This is a genomic window from Meridianimarinicoccus roseus (genome assembly GCF_003172915.1).
Classification (GTDB): domain Bacteria; phylum Pseudomonadota; class Alphaproteobacteria; order Rhodobacterales; family Rhodobacteraceae; genus Meridianimarinicoccus; species Meridianimarinicoccus roseus.
The window spans coordinates 77704-95195 of record NZ_QGKU01000021.1; the positions used below are offsets into that span (position 1 = coordinate 77704).

Below are 17492 nucleotides of genomic sequence, written 5' to 3' on the forward strand. Positions count from 1 at the left end.
GCTTTCCGCTTGGGCCGGACGTGCGGCTGAGCCACATTGCCGGGGGGCAAGGTCTGACTGCGGGATAACGGGAACGATGACGGAAACCAAGCTGTTGCTCGGACAGATTCTGCAATTCACCGGCGATCCGTTCGGCCCGGACGGCCCGCTGGCCGCCGTAACCTACGACCGGCGCGGCGCCGTGGCGCTGCGCGGCGGCACGATCCTCGGCGCTGGCGATGCCGAAGCGCTGATCGCCGCCCATCCGCAGACCGCACGGCACGACTACGGCGATGCGCTCATCCTGCCGGGCTTCGTCGATGCACATGTCCACTACCCCCAGACAGGCATCATCGCCAGTTGGGGCAAGCGGCTGATCGACTGGTTGAACACCTACACCTTTCCCGAGGAAATGCGCTTCGGCGATCCGGAGCACGCGTCGCGGATCGCCGCGCTTTACCTCGATACGGTCCTGGCCCACGGCACAACCAGCGTGTGCAGTTTCTGCACCATCCACCCGCAAAGCGTGGACGCCTTCTTCACCGCCGCCGAGGAGCGCGGGATGCGCGTTGTGGGCGGCAAGACCTGCATGGATCGCAATGCACCCCAAGACCTGCGCGACACGCCGCGATCGGCCTATGACGACAGCAAGGCGCTGCTTGCGGCCTGGCACGGGCGCGGGCGGGCAAGCTATGCGATCACGCCGCGCTTCTCGCCGACCTCCACACCGGAACAGCTGGCCGCGATGGGCGCGCTTTGGGGCGAACACCCCGACTGCCTGATGCAGACTCACCTGTCGGAACAGACAGACGAGGTCGCCTGGGTGGCCGATCTGTTTCCCGAAGCGCGCGATTACCTCGACACCTACGAGGCGCACGGGCTTCTGGGGCCTGGCGCGCTCTACGGGCACGCGATCCATCTGACAGGCCGCGAACGCGACCGTCTGCGCGAGGTCGGCGCGAGCCTCGTGCATTGCCCGACCTCGAACAGCTTCATCGGGTCGGGGATCATGGCGCTGGACGAACTGTGCCGCGCGGGCCAGCGCGTGGGCCTTGCGACGGATACCGGCGGGGGGTCGAATTTCGGAATGCTGCGGACGATGGCGGCCGCCTATGAACTGGGCCAGTTGCGTGGCACGCCGCTGCATCCGGCGCAATTGATGTGGCTTGCGACCGAAGGATCGGCCCGCGCGCTGCGCATGGACGACCGAATCGGCACGCTCGCGCCGGGTTCCGAGGCCGACATCGTGGTGCTGGACCTTGGCTCCACCGCCGCCATCGCGCAGCGGAGCGCGCGGGCAGAAGATATCTGGGAAGCGGTCTTCCCCACCATCATGATGGGCGATGATCGGGCCGTTCGATCTGTCTGGGTGGGCGGCCGCGAGGTCGTCGCGGCATGAACTGGCACAGTGCACTTGCGGGCCTTACGCTGTGCGGCGCGATGGGCGCCGCAGCGGGCCAAACGCCGATCGGGGCCGACGAATTCGCCGCCTTTGTCACCGGGCGGACGCTGATCTTCGGCACCGCCGCCGGGCCCTATGGCATGGAGGAATACAGCGAAGGACGCCGTGTGCGGTGGTCCTTCCTCGACGGCGACTGCGTCGAAGGCGTCTGGTATCCGCAGGACGGCGCTATCTGCTTCGCCTACGAAGGCCGCCCAGAGCCGCAGTGCTGGCACTTCTACTTGCAGGGCGGGCAGCTTAGCGCGAACACCGTCGAACAGACCGGCGCGCCGCCTCTCTACGTGATCCGCGAGAGCGACGCGCCGATGCAGTGCCTTGGCCCACGGATAGGGGTCTGACCGCGTAGACTCAGTCGTCGAACAGGGTCTTTTGTTGCGGCGCGCGCCGGGCGGCGGACTTCCGGCGTGGCGGTCCGGGATCGGCCGCCGCAGCCGGACCGCCGCCGGGATCGCCCTCGCGGGCGCAGCCGCGCGTCACCCGGCCGTCGTGGAATTCCAGTTCCAACACGCTGTGGCCCTGCGCTTCGGCCGCGCTGGTGACCACGCCGCCGTCAGCGCGCACGACCGCGAATCCGCGCGCCAGTGTGCCATGATAGCTGAGCGAGGACAGTAGCCGGTCCGCCGCCGCCAGTGCATCGCGGCGCTGCGCCAGCCCGCCGCGCTGTGCCGACGCCAGCCGCGCGGCAAGCTTGCCCAGATCGCGGGGCGCGCGGGCCAGCGTCTGGCGCGCCGGGCGCAGCGTGAGACGGCCGGCCAGTCCGGCAAGCCGGAGGCGGTGCCGGTCCACTCCCTTGGAAAGTGCGGCATCCAGCGCACCGCCGCTGCGGTCCAGCCGCTGCCGGTCCCAGCGTAGTCGGGCGGCCAGCGTCGCCGGGCGCAGAGTGGCCGACGCGGTGCCCAGCCGCAGACGCGCCCCGTCGATCCGGCTGCGCAGCGCACGCGGCAGCCGGTCGCCCCAGAAGTCCAGCCGCTGCGCCGCCGGGCGGGTCAGTTCCTCGGGCCGCGGCAGGGCGCGCGCAAGGTCGCGCAGGCGCTGGCCGCGCTGCCCCAACCCGCGCGCCTGAGCGCCCGTCAGCCGCGCACCCGACGCCCCGAGGCTTGCCAGCAGGTCGGCGCGCACCGGCACTGCGAGTTCCGCCGCCGCGGTCGGCGTGGGCGCGCGCCGGTCCGACACGAAATCGATCAGCGTGGTATCGGTTTCATGGCCCACCGCCGAGATCAGCGGGATGTCGGACGCGGCTGCGGCGCGCGCCACCGCCTCGTCGTTGAAGCCCCACAGGTCCTCGATCGACCCGCCGCCGCGCGCCACGATCAGCAGGTCCGGCCGCGGGAGCGCTCCGCCCGGCGACAGCGCGTTGAACCCCGCAATGGCACGCGCGACCTCGGGTGCGCAGCGTTCGCCCTGAACCGCCACCGGCCAGATCAGCACCCTGCGCGGGAAGCGTTCGCGCAACCGGTGCAGGATATCCCGGATCACCGCGCCCGAGGGCGATGTCACGACCCCGATCACCTCGGGCAGATAGGGCAGCGGGCGCTTGCGCTCCGATGCGAACAGACCTTCCGCCTCCAGAGCCTTCTTGCGCTTCTCAAGCATCGCCATCAGCGCGCCGACACCGGCGGGCGCAAGGCTGTCGATCACGATCTGGTATTTGGACTGCCCCGGGAAGGTGGTCAGCCGTCCGGTGGCGACCACTTCAAGGCCTTCCTCGGGCTGCGTCGCCAACCGTGCCGCCTGCCCCTTCCAGATCACCCCGGACAGCACCGACCGGTCGTCCTTCAGATCGAGATACACGTGCCCGGAGCGCGGCCGCGACACGCGCCCAAGCTCGCCGCGCACCCGTATGCGCGAAAACCCGCCCTCGATCGTGCGCTTCACGGCGCCGGAAAGTTCGGACACGGTGAATTCCGGTGCGTTGTCGCCAGTGCGCTGATCGTCCCCGTCGTCAAGCAGATCCATGATGCCCCCGCAGCGTTTCAGCCCCGGACGCTAGCGCAGGCCAGCGGCGAGGGAAAGTGCCCCGCGCCGCGAGGCTTGCCAGACCCGGGCGGCTTGCTTACGACGCGGATCAGGCAAGAACGGACGGACCCTACATGAACATCCTGATCCTCGGTGGCGGCGGGCGCGAACACGCTTTGGCATGGGCGACGATGCAGAACCCGAAATGCGACCGGCTGATCGTTGCGCCGGGCAATGCGGGCATCGCGGCCATCGCCGAATGCGCCGATCTGCCGATCGAGGATGGCGCGGTTTTGGCGCAGTTCGCCGTGGACAACGCGATCGACCTTGTGATCGTCGGCCCCGAGGCGCCCCTGGTGGCCGGTGTGGCGGACGAGTTGCGCGCCGCTGGCGTGCTGTGCTTCGGACCGTCTGCCGCTGCCGCGCAACTGGAAGCCTCCAAGACATTCACCAAGCAGGTATGCGACGCGGCAAAGGTGCCGACCGCGGGATGGGTGCGCGTCACGGACGCCGCCGCGGCGCGGGCCCATCTCGACCGCACCGGCGCGCCGACCGTCATCAAGGCCGACGGTTTGGCCGCAGGCAAGGGCGTAGTCGTGGCGATGACCCGAGCCGAGGCCGATACCGCCGTCGCCGACATGTTCGGCGGAGCCTTCGGCGGCGCCGGCGCCGAGGTCGTGATCGAGGAATTCATGACCGGGGAGGAAGCCAGCTTCTTCGTGCTCTGCGACGGCGAGGTCGCGCTGCCCATCGGCACTGCGCAGGACCACAAGCGCATCGGCGAAGCCGATACCGGCCCCAACACCGGCGGGATGGGGGCCTATTCGCCCGCGCCGATCCTGACCGACGCGCTGCAGGCCCAGGTGATGGAACGGATCATCCGCCCGACCCTGGCCGAAATGCTCCGCCGTGGGACGCCCTACCAGGGGGTGCTCTATGCCGGGCTGATGATCGAGGACGGCACCGCGCGCCTGGTCGAGTACAACGCCCGCTTCGGCGACCCCGAATGCCAGGCGCTGATGCTGCGGCTCGGCGCGCAGGCTTTCGATCTGATCCACGCCGCCGCCGAAGGGCGGCTTGCCGAGGCACGGGTGGACTGGGCCGACGATCACGCGATGACCGTGGTCCTGGCCGCGCGCGGCTATCCGGGCGCTTACGGCAAGGGCGATCCGATCGGCGGGCTCGACGCCCTGCCCGAGGACAGTTTTCACATGATGTTCCACGCGGGCACCAAGACCGTGGACGGGCGTGTCACCGCGCAGGGCGGGCGGGTGCTGAACGCGACCGCGCGCGGCGCCACTCTGGCCGAGGCGCGCACGCGCGCTTACGCGCTGGCCGAGGCGGTGGTTTGGCCCGGCGGGCATTACCGGCGCGACATCGGCTGGCGCGCGCTCGGCGCAGTGTCCGATGCGTCGAAAAGGGCATCGTCCTGACCATCGGTCTGCGCTAACAGTAACGCGGCGCGCCCCGCAGGCGGCGCGATTTCAGGCTCGCCCTCACAGCAAAGGACATGGCCATATGGACAGCACGGCGCACGGTATCCACCCGATGGCCCCCGACCACCTGCCCGGTTTCATCACAGCGCCGGGGCAGACCGACACGATGATGGTCAATGTCGCGATCTTCCTCGTTGTGATCGTTCTGCTGATCGGCGTGCTTTACCTGACGCTGCACGCCCTGCCCGAACGCATGGCGCACAAACGCAATTCCACGCAGTTCCAGCTGATCGGCATCCTCGCCCTGCTGGCGCTGTTCACGCACAACAACCTTTTCTGGCTGCTTGCGCTGGTCATCGCCGTGGTCGAAATTCCCGATTTCATGTCCCCGCTGAACAGCATCGCCCGTTCGCTGGAAAAGGCGACCGGCCGCGAAGCCGAAGTCCTGGCGGATGCCGAAAAGCGCGCCGCGGCGGAGGCAAAAGACCATGCTTGAACTCATGTTCTGCTCGTTCTTCACGATCCTGCCCGACTTTCTTTATCGCCGTTTCGGCCAGGGCAAGCGCGTGGGCCGCGAGATCACCCTGTTCTCGGTCTGGTACGAACTGCGCTGGGGCCTGACCGGCTGTCTGATGCTGACGGTACTTCTGGTCACCGTGGTGTTCTACTTCCATCCGTCCACGACCAACGTGTCGTCCTTCTTCCGAACGGTGACGATCCTGCCTCAGATCCCCGGCCGCGTGGACGAGGTCTATGTCCGCTCCTTGCAGCGAGTATCGGCTGGCGAGCCGCTGTTCCGGGTAGAGGATTCGACACAACGCACGGCGGTGGAGGCGGCCCGCAGGCGCATCACCGAGATTGACGCCGCCCTTGCGGTGGCACGCGACCAGTTGGTGGCCGCGAATGGCAGCGCGGACCAGGCAGTAGGGACACTGGAACAGGCGCAGGACGAGTTGGCCCGCCAGCTCAACCTGCAAGCACGCAACGCCGATATCGTCTCGGGCCGAGAGATCGACCGCCTGCAGAACACGGTCAATGCCCGCCAGGGCGCGGTGGATGCGGCTTTCGCCAATGTGCAGGCGCTTCAGACGCAGATCGACGTGCTGTTCCCGGCGCAGCGCGCCACCGCCGAGGCCGCGCTGGCGCAGGCGCAGGCCGAACTGGACAAGACCATCGTTACGGCAGGCGTGGACGGCACGGTGGAACAGTTTCAGCTGCAGGTCGGCGACTACGTGAGCTCGGTGCTGCGGCCTGCCGGTATCCTCGTGCCGACCGAGTTCGAAGAAGGCCATTTCGTCGCCGGGTTCGGGCAGCTTGCCGGTCAGATCGTCAAGCCCGGAATGCTGGCCGAAATCTCCTGCGCCTCGCAACCGTTCACGGTGGTGCCGATGGTGATCACCGCCGTCCAGCCGGTTATCGCCGCCGGACAGTTCCGCCCGACAGACCAACTCGTGGATCTGCAATCGCGCACCGCCGCGCCGGGCACGCTGACCGTCCGGATGGAACCGCTCTATTCCGGGCAAGCCGACGACATTCCGCCCGGCAGCGCCTGCGTGGCCAATGCCTACACCAGTTTCCACGACCGGCTGCAGGACCCGTCACTCGGGTTCTGGACGAAGCTGGGGATGCACGGAGTGGATACTGTGGGGCTGGTCCACGCCATCATCCTGCGTGCACAGACGCTGCTTCTGCCGGTGCGCAGCCTCGTTCTGTCGGGCGGGCACTGACCGCAGGCGCCTGCCCCGCTCCGTCGTTGCGGCGTGGGGCGGGGCTCGGTCAACCGCCGGGTAGGTCGACCGCGATGTCCTGAACCAGCGCACCGCTGACTGCATCGAAAACGAGGATACTTCCCTGCACCGTGACGACCGCGTACCAGCCCGGTCCGGCGGTCACGGCCAGCGGCTCGGTTCCCGGTGGCAGCGCGATGCGGTCGGGCAGTGCAGGCAGGACCGGTGCCGCCTGTTGCGGCGTCTGCGACAGGCGCAGCGCCAGGAGCCCAACGACGCTGACCATACCGACGATCATTACCCACATCAGTACCGTCACCAGCACCCGCAGCTTGCGCAGGTTGCGCGGTTCGGGAAGATCGGTCTGGGTGTCGTCGGTCATGGCGGGCCTCCTCGCTGCGCGCTGATAGCCGCGTTCAGCTGTGAAGGCCAGACGGTGTAGGGGTGACAGTGCCGCCGCGCCGCGCTAAGCGATGCGCTGTTTCCCGTGACCGGAGCCCGCGCCCCCGTGCCCGCCCCAGACAATGACCCCGATAGAGGCCCCGACAAACGCCCAGGCACCAGCCCGAACCCCGGCGACGCGCCTGGTGACCGCTCCGGCACGGCTGCTGCGCGCACCGTGCCTGTCACCATTGCAGCCGATCCGCCAGCGCGCATCGACAAGGCACTGGCCCGCGACGTACCACCGGAGGCCGCGCTCAGCCGCACCCGCCTTGCCCGCCTTCTGGACGAAGGCGCGGTGCGACGCGGCGACGAGGTCCTGCACGCCAAGTCGCGGCTGCGTCCGGGCGACGAGATCACGCTGAGCGTCACCGACGCGCAGGACACCGATCTGCGGGCCGAGGCGATCCCGCTCGACATCGTCTACGAGGACGACGCTCTGGTCGTCGTGAACAAAGCCGCGGGAATGGTCGTACACCCGGCACCCGGTAGCCCCGACGGCACGCTCGTCAACGCGCTGATGGCCCATTGCGGCGAAACGCTTTCGGGCATCGGTGGCGAACGCCGACCGGGCATCGTGCACCGGATCGACAAGGACACCTCCGGCCTTCTGGTCGTCGCCAAGACCGACGGCGCGCATCACGGACTTGCCGCGCAATTCGCCGCGCACAGCGTCGCTCGTCACTACCGCGCGCTGGTGCACGGCGTGCCGGATGCCGCCGCGCCCCGGCTCGTCGGGATCGATGGCGTATCCTTCGAAGCAGGCGGCGTCTTGTGCGTGCGTACCCAGATCGGCCGCCACCGCCATGACCGGCAGCGCCAGGCTGTCCTGCCCACGGGCGGCCGCCATGCCGTGACCCGGGCCCGCGTGCTGGACGCCTATGGCAACCCGGCGGCCGTAGCGCTGCTGGACTGCTGGCTGGAAACCGGGCGCACCCACCAGATCCGCGTGCACATGGCGCATCTGGGCCATCCTCTGCTGGGCGACCAGACCTATGGCGCCCGCCGACGTCTGCCCGCCCGCGCCGTGCCCCCCGCGGCCGCGGCGGCAGCCGCCGCCTTTCCCCGTCAGGCCCTGCACGCCGCCACGCTGGGGTTCACGCATCCGGTCACGCAGTCGTGGTTGGAATTCGCCGCCCCCATGCCGGATGATATGTCTCAAATGATTGGCGCGCTGTCAGGGTAAGCGCCCGGCGCACGGGGCCTTCGGGCTTGTGCACAGGGCCTGTGCGACCCCGAAGACGTTGGGGACTTGAAGCCGGTGACCACAGTGGCCAATTAATGTGAAACGAATGAACATCGCGTCCGAGAACGCGCCGACAGAGGGAACCGACCGTGGCCGCAACATATGGAAATCTTCCCGCCCCGTCGCCGGAACAGGGCCTGAACCGCTACCTGCAGGAAATTCGCAAATTCCCGATGCTGGAGCCGGAAGAGGAATACATGCTCGCCAAACGGTGGGTCGAGGATCAGGATACCGAGGCCGCACACAAGATGGTGACTTCGCACTTGCGCCTCGCCGCGAAGATCGCGATGGGCTATCGCGGCTACGGGCTGCCACAGGCCGAGGTAATATCGGAGGCGAATGTCGGGCTGATGCAGGCCGTCAAGCGGTTTGACCCGGAAAAAGGCTTTCGACTGGCCACCTACGCGATGTGGTGGATCCGGGCTTCGATTCAGGAATACATCCTGCGATCCTGGAGCCTCGTGAAACTGGGTACCACCAGCGCGCAAAAGAAACTGTTCTTCAACCTGCGTAAGGCAAAGTCGCGCATCGGTGCGCTGGAGGATGGCGACTTGCGTCCCGAGAACGTGAAGCAGATCGCGCATGACCTGAACGTGACCGAGGAAGAAGTGATCTCCATGAACCGGCGCTTGTCCGGCGGAGATGCGTCGCTCAATGCGACGATCGGATCGGACGATGATGGATCGGCGCAGTGGCAGGACTGGCTTGAGGACGAGGATGCCGATCAGGCGACCAGCTATGCCGAGGCGGACGAATTGACCGTGCGCCGCGAACTGCTGGCCGAAGCGATGAGCGTGCTGAACGATCGCGAAAAGGACATCCTTGTCCAGCGTCGGCTTCAGGATCAGGCTGTCACGCTGGAAGACCTGTCCAGCCAGTACGATGTCAGCCGCGAACGCATTCGCCAGATCGAGGTGCGCGCCTTCGAGAAACTGCAGAAGCGCATGCGTGAACTGGCCGCCGAAAAGGGCCTTGTCGCAGTGGACTGACCGCCCGGCCGCTCTTGTGCAACCGCCCGCCCGCGCACTAGTGTTGGCGCAACCAGGCGCGGAGACGGGGGATCACATGGCGCATATCCGGTGGGGCATTCTGGGCGCGGCGAAATTCGCCGCGCAGCACATGGGTCCAGCCCTGCATGCGGCCGAAGGTGGCAGCCTTGCGGCGCTTGCCACCCGTGATCCTGGCAAGGCGGACCCGTTCCGCGCCATCGCGCCAGACCTGGCGGTGCACTCAGATTATGACGCGTTGCTGAACGATCCCGCAATCGACGCGGTCTATATCCCGCTTCCGAACTCGATGCACGTGGACTGGACGCTAAAGGCCCTGCAGGCAGGTAAGCACGTTCTGACCGAAAAGCCCGTCGCCATGAAGGCCGACGAGATCGACAGCCTGATCGCTGCGCGGGACGCCGCGGGCAAGCTGGCCGCCGAAGCCTACATGATCGTGTTCCATCCCCAGTGGCAGCATACCCGCGATCTGGTGTTCTCCGGCCAGATTGGGCAGTTGCGCCATGTGGAGGGGATGTTCTGCTTCAACAACGCGGACGAGCCGGGAAACATCCGCAACCAGGCCGATCTGGGCGGCGGCGCGATGCGCGACATCGGTGTCTACGTGATAGGATCGACGCGCTTCGTCGCGGGGTGCGAGCCACAGCAGGTGTCGGCCCGCATCCGCTGGGAAAGCGGATTCGACGTTTTCACCGACATCTCCGCAAGGTTCCCCGGCTTTACCTACTCGGCCTGCGTGTCAACTCGGCTCAACCCCTACCAGACCATGACGTTCCACGGCGATGCCGGGTCGGTCCAACTTACGGCGCCTTTCAACGGCCCGGTGTTCGGCGATGCGGCGGTTATCCTGCGCCGTGCTGGTCAGCCCGACAGCGTCGCGCGATTCAACGGGGCACGGCAGTACGATCTGCAGGTCGCGGCCTTCAATCGCTCCGCGTTGACCGGGGCGGCCTATCCCTGCCCGCTCGAATTCTCGCGCGGTACGCAGGCAATGATGGATGCCGCTTTCGCCGATGCCGTCGCACTGGACTAGGCCGCCGGGCGCGGACCGGCCAGCGCCATCAGCGCATAGGTGACCTGCGCGGCGGTGAAATCCGACACTGCGTCGCCGTCGTGAGGGGCCAGTTCCACCACGTCGCAACCGACCATACGGCGCCCCTCAAGGGCGTGCTCGACAAGGTGGATCGCCTGCCAGAAGCCCAGACCGCCGGGCACCGGCGTGCCGGTCGCGGGCATCACCGACGGGTCCAGCCCGTCAACATCGAAGCTGACATAGACGTCCTCGGGAAAGTCGGAGGGCAGATCGACAGCATGCAGGCCGCGAGTGGCCAGTTCCTCGGCATCGACATGGAACACCGACAGCGAGCGGCGCAGTTCCGCCTCCTGCATGCACAGCGCACGAACTCCGAACTGCGCGATGGGCAGCCCCTCCTCCTCGGCCAGAAGCTGCATCACCGAGGCATGGGAATGCCGTTCGTTCTGGTAGGCCCGGCGCAGGTCGGCATGCGCGTCGATCTGCACGATTCCGACCGGGCGCCCCAGCCCAGCCACCACGCCGCGCACAGCGCCATAGCTCAGCGAATGCTCGCCTCCCAGCACGACGGGGATGCGCCCGGCCGCAACCGCAGCACCGGTGCGCGCCGCTATCCGCTCCATAACGCCGGACAGCGGACCGTCGCACTCCAAAGCCGCTTCGGTCACGATGCCCTGCGCACAGGGTTCTGTGCCGCGCCATAGCCGCTCCAGTTCGACGCTGGCCGCCAGCAGCGCTGCGGGACCGCGCCCCGTTCCCGCGCCGTAACTGACCGTACGCTCCAGCGGCACCGGGATCACGCGGAACCTGGCCTGCGCCGGGTCGGCCTCGGCCGTGCTCAACTCGCCATCGAGGAAAGGGATCATGGGCGCCTCTAAAGCCGGTTCAGGAAATCGTCATAGCCGAACTGGCGCACGATCCGCAGATCGTCGGTGCGGCTGTCCCAGACGGCGATCGCGGGCAGCGGAACACCGTTGAACGTGTTGGTCTTGACCATCGAATAGTGCGCCTGATCGAGGAAGGCAAAGCGGTCGCCGACCGCCCAGCCGCCCGCCGGACGGAAATCGCCGATCACGTCGCCGGCAAGGCAGGACGGCCCCCCGATGCGGATCTCCGGGCCTTCGCCCTCCGGCAACTCACCCAGAAGATCGGGACGGTAGGGCGCCTCGATCACGTCGGGCATGTGGCAGGTCGCACTGATGTCGCTGATCGCCAGCGGCATCCCGTTCTCGGCAATGTCCAGCACCTCGCCAACAAGGATACCGGCCTGTAGCGCTACCGCCTCCCCCGGTTCAAGATACACCTCGACCCCGTAAGTCGTGCGGATCTGCCGGATCAGCGCCACCAGCCCGTCGCGGTCGTAGTCGCCGCGCGTGATGTGGTGCCCGCCGCCAAGGTTCAGCCAGCGTAGGCCGTGCAGCCATGGACCGATCACGGGTTCGACGGCCTCCCAGGTGCGTTTCAGAGGCTCGAAGCCCTGCTCGCACAAGGTGTGCATGTGCAGCCCGTCGATGCCCGCGATGTCCTGCGGGCAGACATGCGAAACCGGCGCACCGAGACGCGAACAGGGCGCGGCGGGGTCATATTTCTCGTTCCACCCCTCGGAATGCTCCGGATTGATCCGAAGCCCGATCTCGACCTGCGTGCCGGACGCCCGCGCCCCATCGACCATATGGCGAAACCGGGCAAGCTGGCTGACGGAGTTCAAGATAACGTGGTCGGACAGGCGCAGCACCTCGTCCAACTCGTCCGCCTTGAACCCTGCGTTGAAGGTGGCGACATGGCCGCCGAACCTCTCGCGGCCCAGCCGCGCCTCGTGAATGCCCGACGCCGCTGTGCCCGAAAGATGCGCCATCACTACAGGCGCGAGCGTGGGCATGGAAAACGCCTTGAGAGCAAGGAACACATGCGCCCCCGACCGCGCCGCCACATCGGCGAGGATCGCGCAATTGCGATCGATCTGCGCCGCGTCCACCACGAAACAGGGGGATGGGACGCGCGACAGGTCGAAACGGGCGAACCGCGCACGGCTGTCAGCGGCAATATCGATCGGGTCCGTCATGCTGTCCCCACCACCGGGCCGGAGCGCCGAAGGCCGCGACCGGGCGCGGCGGGGCTCGATGCCCCGGCGCGCCCGGCCCGCTCAGAACGATACCGGCGCATCAAGCTCGTGAACTTCCCAAGGCAGGCCCTGCGTGTTCAGCATATCCATGAACGGGTCGGGATCGAGCTGCTCCATGTTCCACACGCCCGGCGCGGACCAATGCCCGCCCAGCAGCATCGCCGCACCGATCATCGCCGGCACTCCGGTGGTGTAGGCCACCGCCTGGCTGCCGACCTCGGCATAGCATGCCTCGTGATCGCAGATGTTGTAGATGTAGTAGGTCTTCTCGCCGCTGCCGTCCTTCGCGGGGCCGGTCGCGATATCGCCAATGCAGGTCTTGCCCTTGGTCAGCGCACCAAGATCGCCCGGATCGGGCAGAACAGTCTTGAGGAATTGCAGCGGAATGATCTCCACGCCATCATGCACCACTGGCGTGATCGAGGTCATACCGACATTCTGCAACACTGTGACGTGGTTTATGTAGGCATCCCCGAAAGTCATCCAGAACCGGGCGCGCTCGATCTCGGGGAAATGGGTGCTAAGGCTTTCCAGTTCCTCGTGATACATGAGGTACATATTCTTGGGCCCCACGCCGGGGAAATCGAAGCTGACCTTGTGGCTCATTGCCGGGGTCACCACCCAGTCGCCGTTCTCCCAGTGCTTGGCATCCGCGGTCACTTCGCGGATGTTGATCTCCGGGTTGAAGTTGGTGGCGAAGGGCTTGCCGTTGTCGCCGCCGTTGCAATCCAGCACATCGAGCCGCCGGATACCTTCCAACTTGTGCTTGCGCAGCCAGGTCGCGAAGACACTGGTCACACCCGGGTCGAACCCGGACCCCAGGATCGCGGTCAGCCCCGCCGCCTTGAAGCGGTCCTGGTACGCCCATTGCCAATGATACTCGAACTTCGCCTCGTCCTCGGGCTCGTAGTTGGCCGTGTCAAGATAGTGCACCCCTGCCTCGAGGCAGGCATCCATCAGCTTCAGGTCCTGGTAGGGCAGCGCGAGGTTCACCACCAGTTCGGCGCCCGTCTCGCGGATAAGCGCCACGGTCGCCGCCACGTCCATCGCGTCAAGTCCACGTGTCGCGACCTCCACCCCGGTGCGCTGCTTGACGCTCGCCGCGATATCGTCGCATTTCGACTTCGTGCGGCTGGCCAGCGTGATCGTCCCGAAGATCTCCGGGTTCATCGCCATCTTGTGGACGGCGACCGAACTGACGCCGCCCGCGCCCACCACCAGAACATTCCCTGCCATGTCAGTCTCCCGTGTCGCTGAGGGGGTCATTCGAAATAGGTATAGCCCGCAAGGCTGTCCTTGTAGGCAGAGATCAGCACCCGCCGTTCGTCTGCGCTCAGATCGCGGCGCGCGACGGCGTTGTCCACCCGCTTTCGGAACGCGGCAAGGCAATCCTGCGGGTCATATTCGACATAGGACAGCACCTCGGCGATGCTGTCGCCCTCGGTCTCGTGTTCCACGCTGAAGCCGCCTTCGCCGTCGAGCGCGATTGTGACAACGTTCGCATCGCCGAACAGGTTGTGCAGATCACCCAGCGTCTCCTGATAGGCGCCTACGAAGAACACGCCGATCAGGTAGTCCTCGTTCTCGCGCAGGTCGTGCACCGGCAGCGCCTTGTGCAGACCGTCAGCCAGAACGAAATGGTTGATCTTGCCGTCGCTGTCGCAGGTGATGTCGGTCAGGATCGCGCGCCGCGTCGGCGTTTCGTTATGGCGTTGCAGCGGGATCACCGGGTGGATCTGGTCGATCGCCCAGACATCCGGCAGCGACTGGAACAGTGAAAAGTTGCAGTGATAATAGTCGACGTAGGATTCAAGCTGCGCATCCAGATCCCCGCCCGATCGGCTTTCGCGGTTGACCTGCGCGATCCGCGCCAGCGTGTAGAGGAACACTCGCTCCGCCCGGCCCATCTCGCGCAGCTCGATCACGCCGCGCCGGAACAGCGCGCGGATCTCGTCGCGGTAGTACACGGCGTCGTTGAAGCACTCCTGCACACGGCGAGGCTCCAGATAGTCCTCCACCGCCATCAGGTCGGCAAGGTAATGATGGTCGCCCTCCTGCCCTTTCGGCTTGTCCGGCACGTCATAAAGCGTCGCGTCGAGCACGTCGAAGATCAGCATGGACGACAGCGCCACCACGAAGCGTCCGCTTTCCGTCACGATGGTCGGGTGCGGCTCGCCGACCTCATCCATCGCGTAGCCCACGGTTTCCACGATGGCGGTGCAGTATTCCTCGACCGAGTAGTTCACGGAATTGTCCGTCGACCGGTTCTCACCGGTGTAGTCGATCCCCAGCCCGCCCCCGAGATCGAGATAGGACAGCGGCACGCCCATCTTGCGCAGTTCCACGAAGAAACGGCACGCTTCGGTGACCGTGCGCCGCACGTCGATCACGTTCGGCACCTGGCTGCCAAGATGGTTGTGCTGCAGCACGAGGCAATCGAGGAATCCTGTCTCGGTCAGCCGGTCGATCAGTTGCACCACTTCGTAGGTGCCCAGCCCGAAGCTGGACCGGTCGCCGGAGGACGCCTCCCACTTGCCGGTGACGGTCTGGGTCAGCTTCACGCGCACGCCAAGCATCGGCTTCACGCCGATCTCGTCCGAAACGCGGCGCACGATCTCGAATTCCTTCAGGCTTTCCAGAACTATGACCGTGTTGAAGCCCAGCTTCCGCGACAGGATCGCAAGGCGGATAAATTCGTCGTCCTTCACGCCATTGCATATGATCAGGCTATCCTGAGACAGGTCCTGCGCCAGTGCAACGATCAGTTCGGGCTTGCTGCCCGCCTCCAGCCCGAATCCGTGCGACTTGCCGGTCTCGACGATACGGCGCACCACCTCGGATTGCTGGTTGACCTTGATCGGGAAAACCCCGCGATAGGCCCCACGATAGCCGACTTGGCTGATGGTCTGGCGGAAGGCTGCGCATAGCCGCTGCACCCCGTAGTCGAGAAATGACTGAACGCGCAGCTGGATCGGCGTGCGGATGCCGCGTTCCTGCAGGTCACGCACGATATCCGGAAGCGCCACCGGCGGGCTGCCGGGCGCCAGCGGATCGTTCAGCGCGATTTTTCCGTCAGGCAGGACGCTGACAAGCCCGTGTCCCCAGGCATCGATTCCGTAGATTGAACTGGCCAAATTCCCGTGTCCGTTCGCTGCAGCGCCAAATTGAAGGCAGGCGTCTATCCTGCCAGTCCGGCCTATACAAGCGGCCCGGCGGTGTCACGGGGCTAACCGGATTGTGAACCGCTAAACGCCGAATTTGACAGTGATGCGACAGCGCCGCTCCGGCTCCGCGGAGTGTGACACAGCGTTTTGCGACCGGGAGCGGTCGACCCAATTTTCTCGGGCTTTTTTCTCTGATCTGGGAAGCATGGCTGGGGTGGTATGATTCTTTTCTAAGCATCTGACATTAAAGTAATTTATGGCAAATCGCAGTATATGGTGTCAACTCTCGATCTCGGGAAATCAGGTCTTGTGCCCCTGCATGTAATCCAAGCAGTCATTGCGATAGGCTCGCCATATGAACACGTACGGAGCGCTCAAGCTACGCCGGAGTGGCGTGCGAACTGGGATCGTAGCCATGCTCTGGGTCGACCGGTTCAACACCGAGCGCCTGTTGGAATCGATCGGATGTATCCGGTCGGTTGAGGCCGATACCAGTATCTCGATCAGGTGCAGCCGATGGCTGAGGCCGCATGATCCGCTGCACGAAATGCTCTTCGAGCAAGGCGGGGCCGTTCAGTGGCCCCAAGTTCCTCACACGATTGTCGCCTCGGTTGCGGCGCGGATGTCGTCTTCGGTGACGCCGTCGGCGGTCTCGACGATCTTCAGCCCGCCCTCGACCACGTCGAGCACCCCGAGATTGGTGATGATCCGGTCCACCACGCCGGTGCCGGTCAGCGGCAGCGTGCAGGCCTTCAGCACCTTGCTCTCGCCCGCCTTGTTCTGGTGGTCCATCACCACGATGACCCGGCCGACCCCGGCCACGAGATCCATCGCGCCGCCCATGCCCTTCACCAGCTTGCCGGGGATCATCCAGTTCGCCAGATCGCCGTTCTCGGCCACTTCCATCGCGCCCAGGATCGCCGCCGCGATCTTGCCGCCCCGGATCATCCCGAAGCTGGTCGCGCTGTCGAAATACGACGTGCGGTTCAACTCGGTGATCGTCTGCTTGCCCGCGTTGATCAGGTCGGGGTCTTCCTCGCCCTCGTAGGGGAAGGGCCCCATGCCGAGCATCCCGTTCTCGGATTGCAGTGTGATGTCCTTGTCGCCGACGTAATTGGCCACCAGCGTCGGAATGCCGATCCCGAGGTTCACGTACCAGCCGTCTTCGAGTTCCTGTGCCGCGCGCGCGGCCATCTGGTTGCGGTCCCAGGGCATCAGGCTTCCTCCCGCTTGCGCGTCGTGCGCTGTTCGATCCGTTTCTCGTGGTCGCCCTGCACGATCCGGTGCACGTAGATGCCGGGCAGGTGGATGGCGTCGGGGTCGAGCGCGCCGCGCGGCACGATTTCCTCGACCTCGGCAACGCAGACCTTGCCGCACATCGCGGCGGGCGGGTTGAAGTTGCGCGCGGTCTTGCGGAAGACGAGGTTGCCGGTGTCGTCTGCCTTCCACGCCTTCACGATGCTCAGGTCCGCGAAGATGCCGCGCTCGAGGATGAAATCCTCGCCGTCGAACTGCTTCACTTCTTTGCCCTCGGCGATCATCGTGCCGACGCCGGTCTTGGTGTAGAAGCCCGGGATGCCGCAGCCGCCCGCGCGCATGCGTTCGGCGAGCGTGCCCTGCGGATTGAATTCTAGCTCCAGCTCGCCCGACAGGTACTGGCGCATGAATTCCGCGTTCTCGCCGACATAGGACGACATCATCTTCTTGATCTGGCGGGTGGCCAGCAGCTTGCCGAGCCCGAAGTCATCGACGCCCGCGTTGTTCGAGGCGACGGTCAGGTCCTTGACGCCGCTTTCGACAATGGCGTCGATCAGAAGCTCAGGAATGCCGCAAAGACCAAAGCCCCCCGCCGCGATGAGCATCCCGTCCGACAAAAGCCCGTCAAGAGCCTCCGACGCGCTGCCGTACACCTTTTTCAT

General features: G+C 66.2%; 16 protein-coding genes. 8 read left to right on the plus strand and 8 right to left on the minus strand.

The window, feature by feature from the left end; translation table 11 throughout:
- Nucleotides 1–76: 76 nt before the first annotated feature.
- Nucleotides 77–1378, plus strand: a complete 1302-nt coding sequence (gene guaD, locus DKT77_RS05205) for a guanine deaminase (protein ID WP_109810664.1) — start codon at nucleotides 77–79, stop codon at nucleotides 1376–1378.
- Entirely contained in the window at nucleotides 1375–1779 is a 405-nt protein-coding gene (locus DKT77_RS05210; protein ID WP_238547700.1) for a hypothetical protein, read from the plus strand. The genes guaD and DKT77_RS05210 overlap by 4 nt, the downstream gene beginning before the upstream one ends.
- A 10-nt stretch (nucleotides 1780–1789) precedes the next feature.
- Here DKT77_RS05210 and xseA read toward each other — a convergent pair whose 3' ends face one another.
- The gene (xseA, locus tag DKT77_RS05215) at nucleotides 1790–3397 is read right to left on the minus strand and encodes an exodeoxyribonuclease VII large subunit (RefSeq protein ID WP_109810665.1); all 1608 of its coding nucleotides are present in this window, start codon (nucleotides 3395–3397) and stop codon (nucleotides 1790–1792) included.
- A gap of 134 nt (nucleotides 3398–3531) precedes the next feature.
- On the opposite strand from xseA, the gene purD reads away from it, so the two are divergent.
- From purD to DKT77_RS05230, 3 genes are all read left to right on the plus strand, one after another.
- Nucleotides 3532–4830, plus strand: coding sequence for a phosphoribosylamine--glycine ligase (gene purD, locus DKT77_RS05220; RefSeq protein ID WP_109810666.1), 1299 nt, complete (start codon nucleotides 3532–3534; stop codon nucleotides 4828–4830).
- An 85-nt stretch (nucleotides 4831–4915) separates the two neighbouring features.
- Nucleotides 4916–5329: a hypothetical protein gene (locus DKT77_RS05225; protein WP_109810667.1), complete on the plus strand. Its 414-nt coding sequence runs from the start codon at nucleotides 4916–4918 to the stop codon at nucleotides 5327–5329.
- Entirely contained in the window at nucleotides 5322–6560 is a 1239-nt protein-coding gene (locus DKT77_RS05230) for an HlyD family secretion protein (RefSeq protein ID WP_109810668.1), read from the plus strand. Before DKT77_RS05225 ends, DKT77_RS05230 begins: the two co-directional genes overlap by 8 nt.
- Before the next feature lie 49 nt (nucleotides 6561–6609).
- Here DKT77_RS05230 and DKT77_RS05235 read toward each other — a convergent pair whose 3' ends face one another.
- Entirely contained in the window at nucleotides 6610–6942 is a 333-nt protein-coding gene (locus tag DKT77_RS05235) for a DUF6476 family protein (protein WP_109810669.1), read from the minus strand.
- A gap of 237 nt (nucleotides 6943–7179) precedes the next feature.
- Between DKT77_RS05235 and DKT77_RS05240 the strand changes: the two genes are divergently transcribed.
- The 3 genes from DKT77_RS05240 (at nucleotide 7180) to DKT77_RS05250 (ending at nucleotide 10287) form a co-directional block, all read left to right on the plus strand.
- Nucleotides 7180–8187 (plus strand): RluA family pseudouridine synthase, encoded by a 1008-nt coding sequence (locus DKT77_RS05240; RefSeq protein ID WP_109810686.1) that lies wholly within the window; start codon nucleotides 7180–7182, stop codon nucleotides 8185–8187.
- Between the two features lie 149 nt (nucleotides 8188–8336).
- The gene (rpoH, locus tag DKT77_RS05245; RefSeq protein WP_109810670.1) at nucleotides 8337–9236 is read left to right on the plus strand and encodes an RNA polymerase sigma factor RpoH; all 900 of its coding nucleotides are present in this window, start codon (nucleotides 8337–8339) and stop codon (nucleotides 9234–9236) included.
- Nucleotides 9237–9312: 76 nt separating this feature from the next.
- The gene (locus DKT77_RS05250; RefSeq protein ID WP_109810671.1) at nucleotides 9313–10287 is read left to right on the plus strand and encodes a Gfo/Idh/MocA family protein; all 975 of its coding nucleotides are present in this window, start codon (nucleotides 9313–9315) and stop codon (nucleotides 10285–10287) included.
- Here DKT77_RS05250 and speB read toward each other — a convergent pair.
- The 6 genes from speB to DKT77_RS05280 form a co-directional block, all read right to left on the minus strand.
- The gene (gene speB, locus DKT77_RS05255; RefSeq protein ID WP_109810672.1) at nucleotides 10284–11153 is read right to left on the minus strand and encodes an agmatinase; all 870 of its coding nucleotides are present in this window, start codon (nucleotides 11151–11153) and stop codon (nucleotides 10284–10286) included. The two genes, DKT77_RS05250 and speB, sit on opposite strands and share 4 nt — an antisense overlap.
- Nucleotides 11154–11161: 8 nt before the next feature.
- Nucleotides 11162–12349 carry a carboxynorspermidine decarboxylase gene (locus DKT77_RS05260; RefSeq protein ID WP_109810673.1) on the minus strand — a complete coding sequence of 396 codons (1188 nt, stop codon included), beginning with the start codon at nucleotides 12347–12349 and terminating at the stop codon, nucleotides 11162–11164.
- 81 nt (nucleotides 12350–12430) lie between these two features.
- Entirely contained in the window at nucleotides 12431–13645 is a 1215-nt protein-coding gene (locus DKT77_RS05265; RefSeq protein WP_109810674.1) for a saccharopine dehydrogenase family protein, read from the minus strand.
- 26 nt (nucleotides 13646–13671) lie between these two features.
- Nucleotides 13672–15543, minus strand: a complete 1872-nt coding sequence (gene speA / locus DKT77_RS05270) for a biosynthetic arginine decarboxylase (protein WP_109810675.1) — start codon at nucleotides 15541–15543, stop codon at nucleotides 13672–13674.
- A gap of 621 nt (nucleotides 15544–16164) precedes the next feature.
- Nucleotides 16165–16788, minus strand: a complete 624-nt coding sequence (locus DKT77_RS05275) for a CoA transferase subunit B (protein WP_109810526.1) — start codon at nucleotides 16786–16788, stop codon at nucleotides 16165–16167.
- The coding region (locus DKT77_RS05280; RefSeq protein WP_109810527.1) for a CoA transferase subunit A at nucleotides 16788–17492 on the minus strand (705 nt) is incomplete at its 5' end. The genes DKT77_RS05275 and DKT77_RS05280, both read right to left, overlap by 1 nt.

Bases quoted from the DNA above. Each gene is read 5' to 3' on its own strand.
- DKT77_RS05260 (WP_109810673.1), bottom strand. From the start codon at position 12,349: ATGACGGACCCGATCGATATTGCCGCTGACAGCCGTGCGCGGTTCGCC.
- speB (WP_109810672.1), bottom strand. From the start codon at position 11,153: ATGATCCCTTTCCTCGATGGCGAGTTGAGCACGGCCGAGGCCGACCCG.
- purD (WP_109810666.1), top strand. From the start codon at position 3,532: ATGAACATCCTGATCCTCGGTGGCGGCGGGCGCGAACACGCTTTGGCA.
- guaD (WP_109810664.1), top strand. From the start codon at position 77: ATGACGGAAACCAAGCTGTTGCTCGGACAGATTCTGCAATTCACCGGC.
- DKT77_RS05265 (WP_109810674.1), bottom strand. From the start codon at position 13,645: ATGGCAGGGAATGTTCTGGTGGTGGGCGCGGGCGGCGTCAGTTCGGTC.
- DKT77_RS05235 (WP_109810669.1), bottom strand. From the start codon at position 6,942: ATGACCGACGACACCCAGACCGATCTTCCCGAACCGCGCAACCTGCGC.
- DKT77_RS05225 (WP_109810667.1), top strand. From the start codon at position 4,916: ATGGACAGCACGGCGCACGGTATCCACCCGATGGCCCCCGACCACCTG.
- DKT77_RS05250 (WP_109810671.1), top strand. From the start codon at position 9,313: ATGGCGCATATCCGGTGGGGCATTCTGGGCGCGGCGAAATTCGCCGCG.
- DKT77_RS05275 (WP_109810526.1), bottom strand. From the start codon at position 16,788: ATGCCCTGGGACCGCAACCAGATGGCCGCGCGCGCGGCACAGGAACTC.
- DKT77_RS05230 (WP_109810668.1), top strand. From the start codon at position 5,322: ATGCTTGAACTCATGTTCTGCTCGTTCTTCACGATCCTGCCCGACTTT.
- DKT77_RS05210 (WP_238547700.1), top strand. From the start codon at position 1,375: ATGAACTGGCACAGTGCACTTGCGGGCCTTACGCTGTGCGGCGCGATG.
- xseA (WP_109810665.1), bottom strand. From the start codon at position 3,397: ATGGATCTGCTTGACGACGGGGACGATCAGCGCACTGGCGACAACGCA.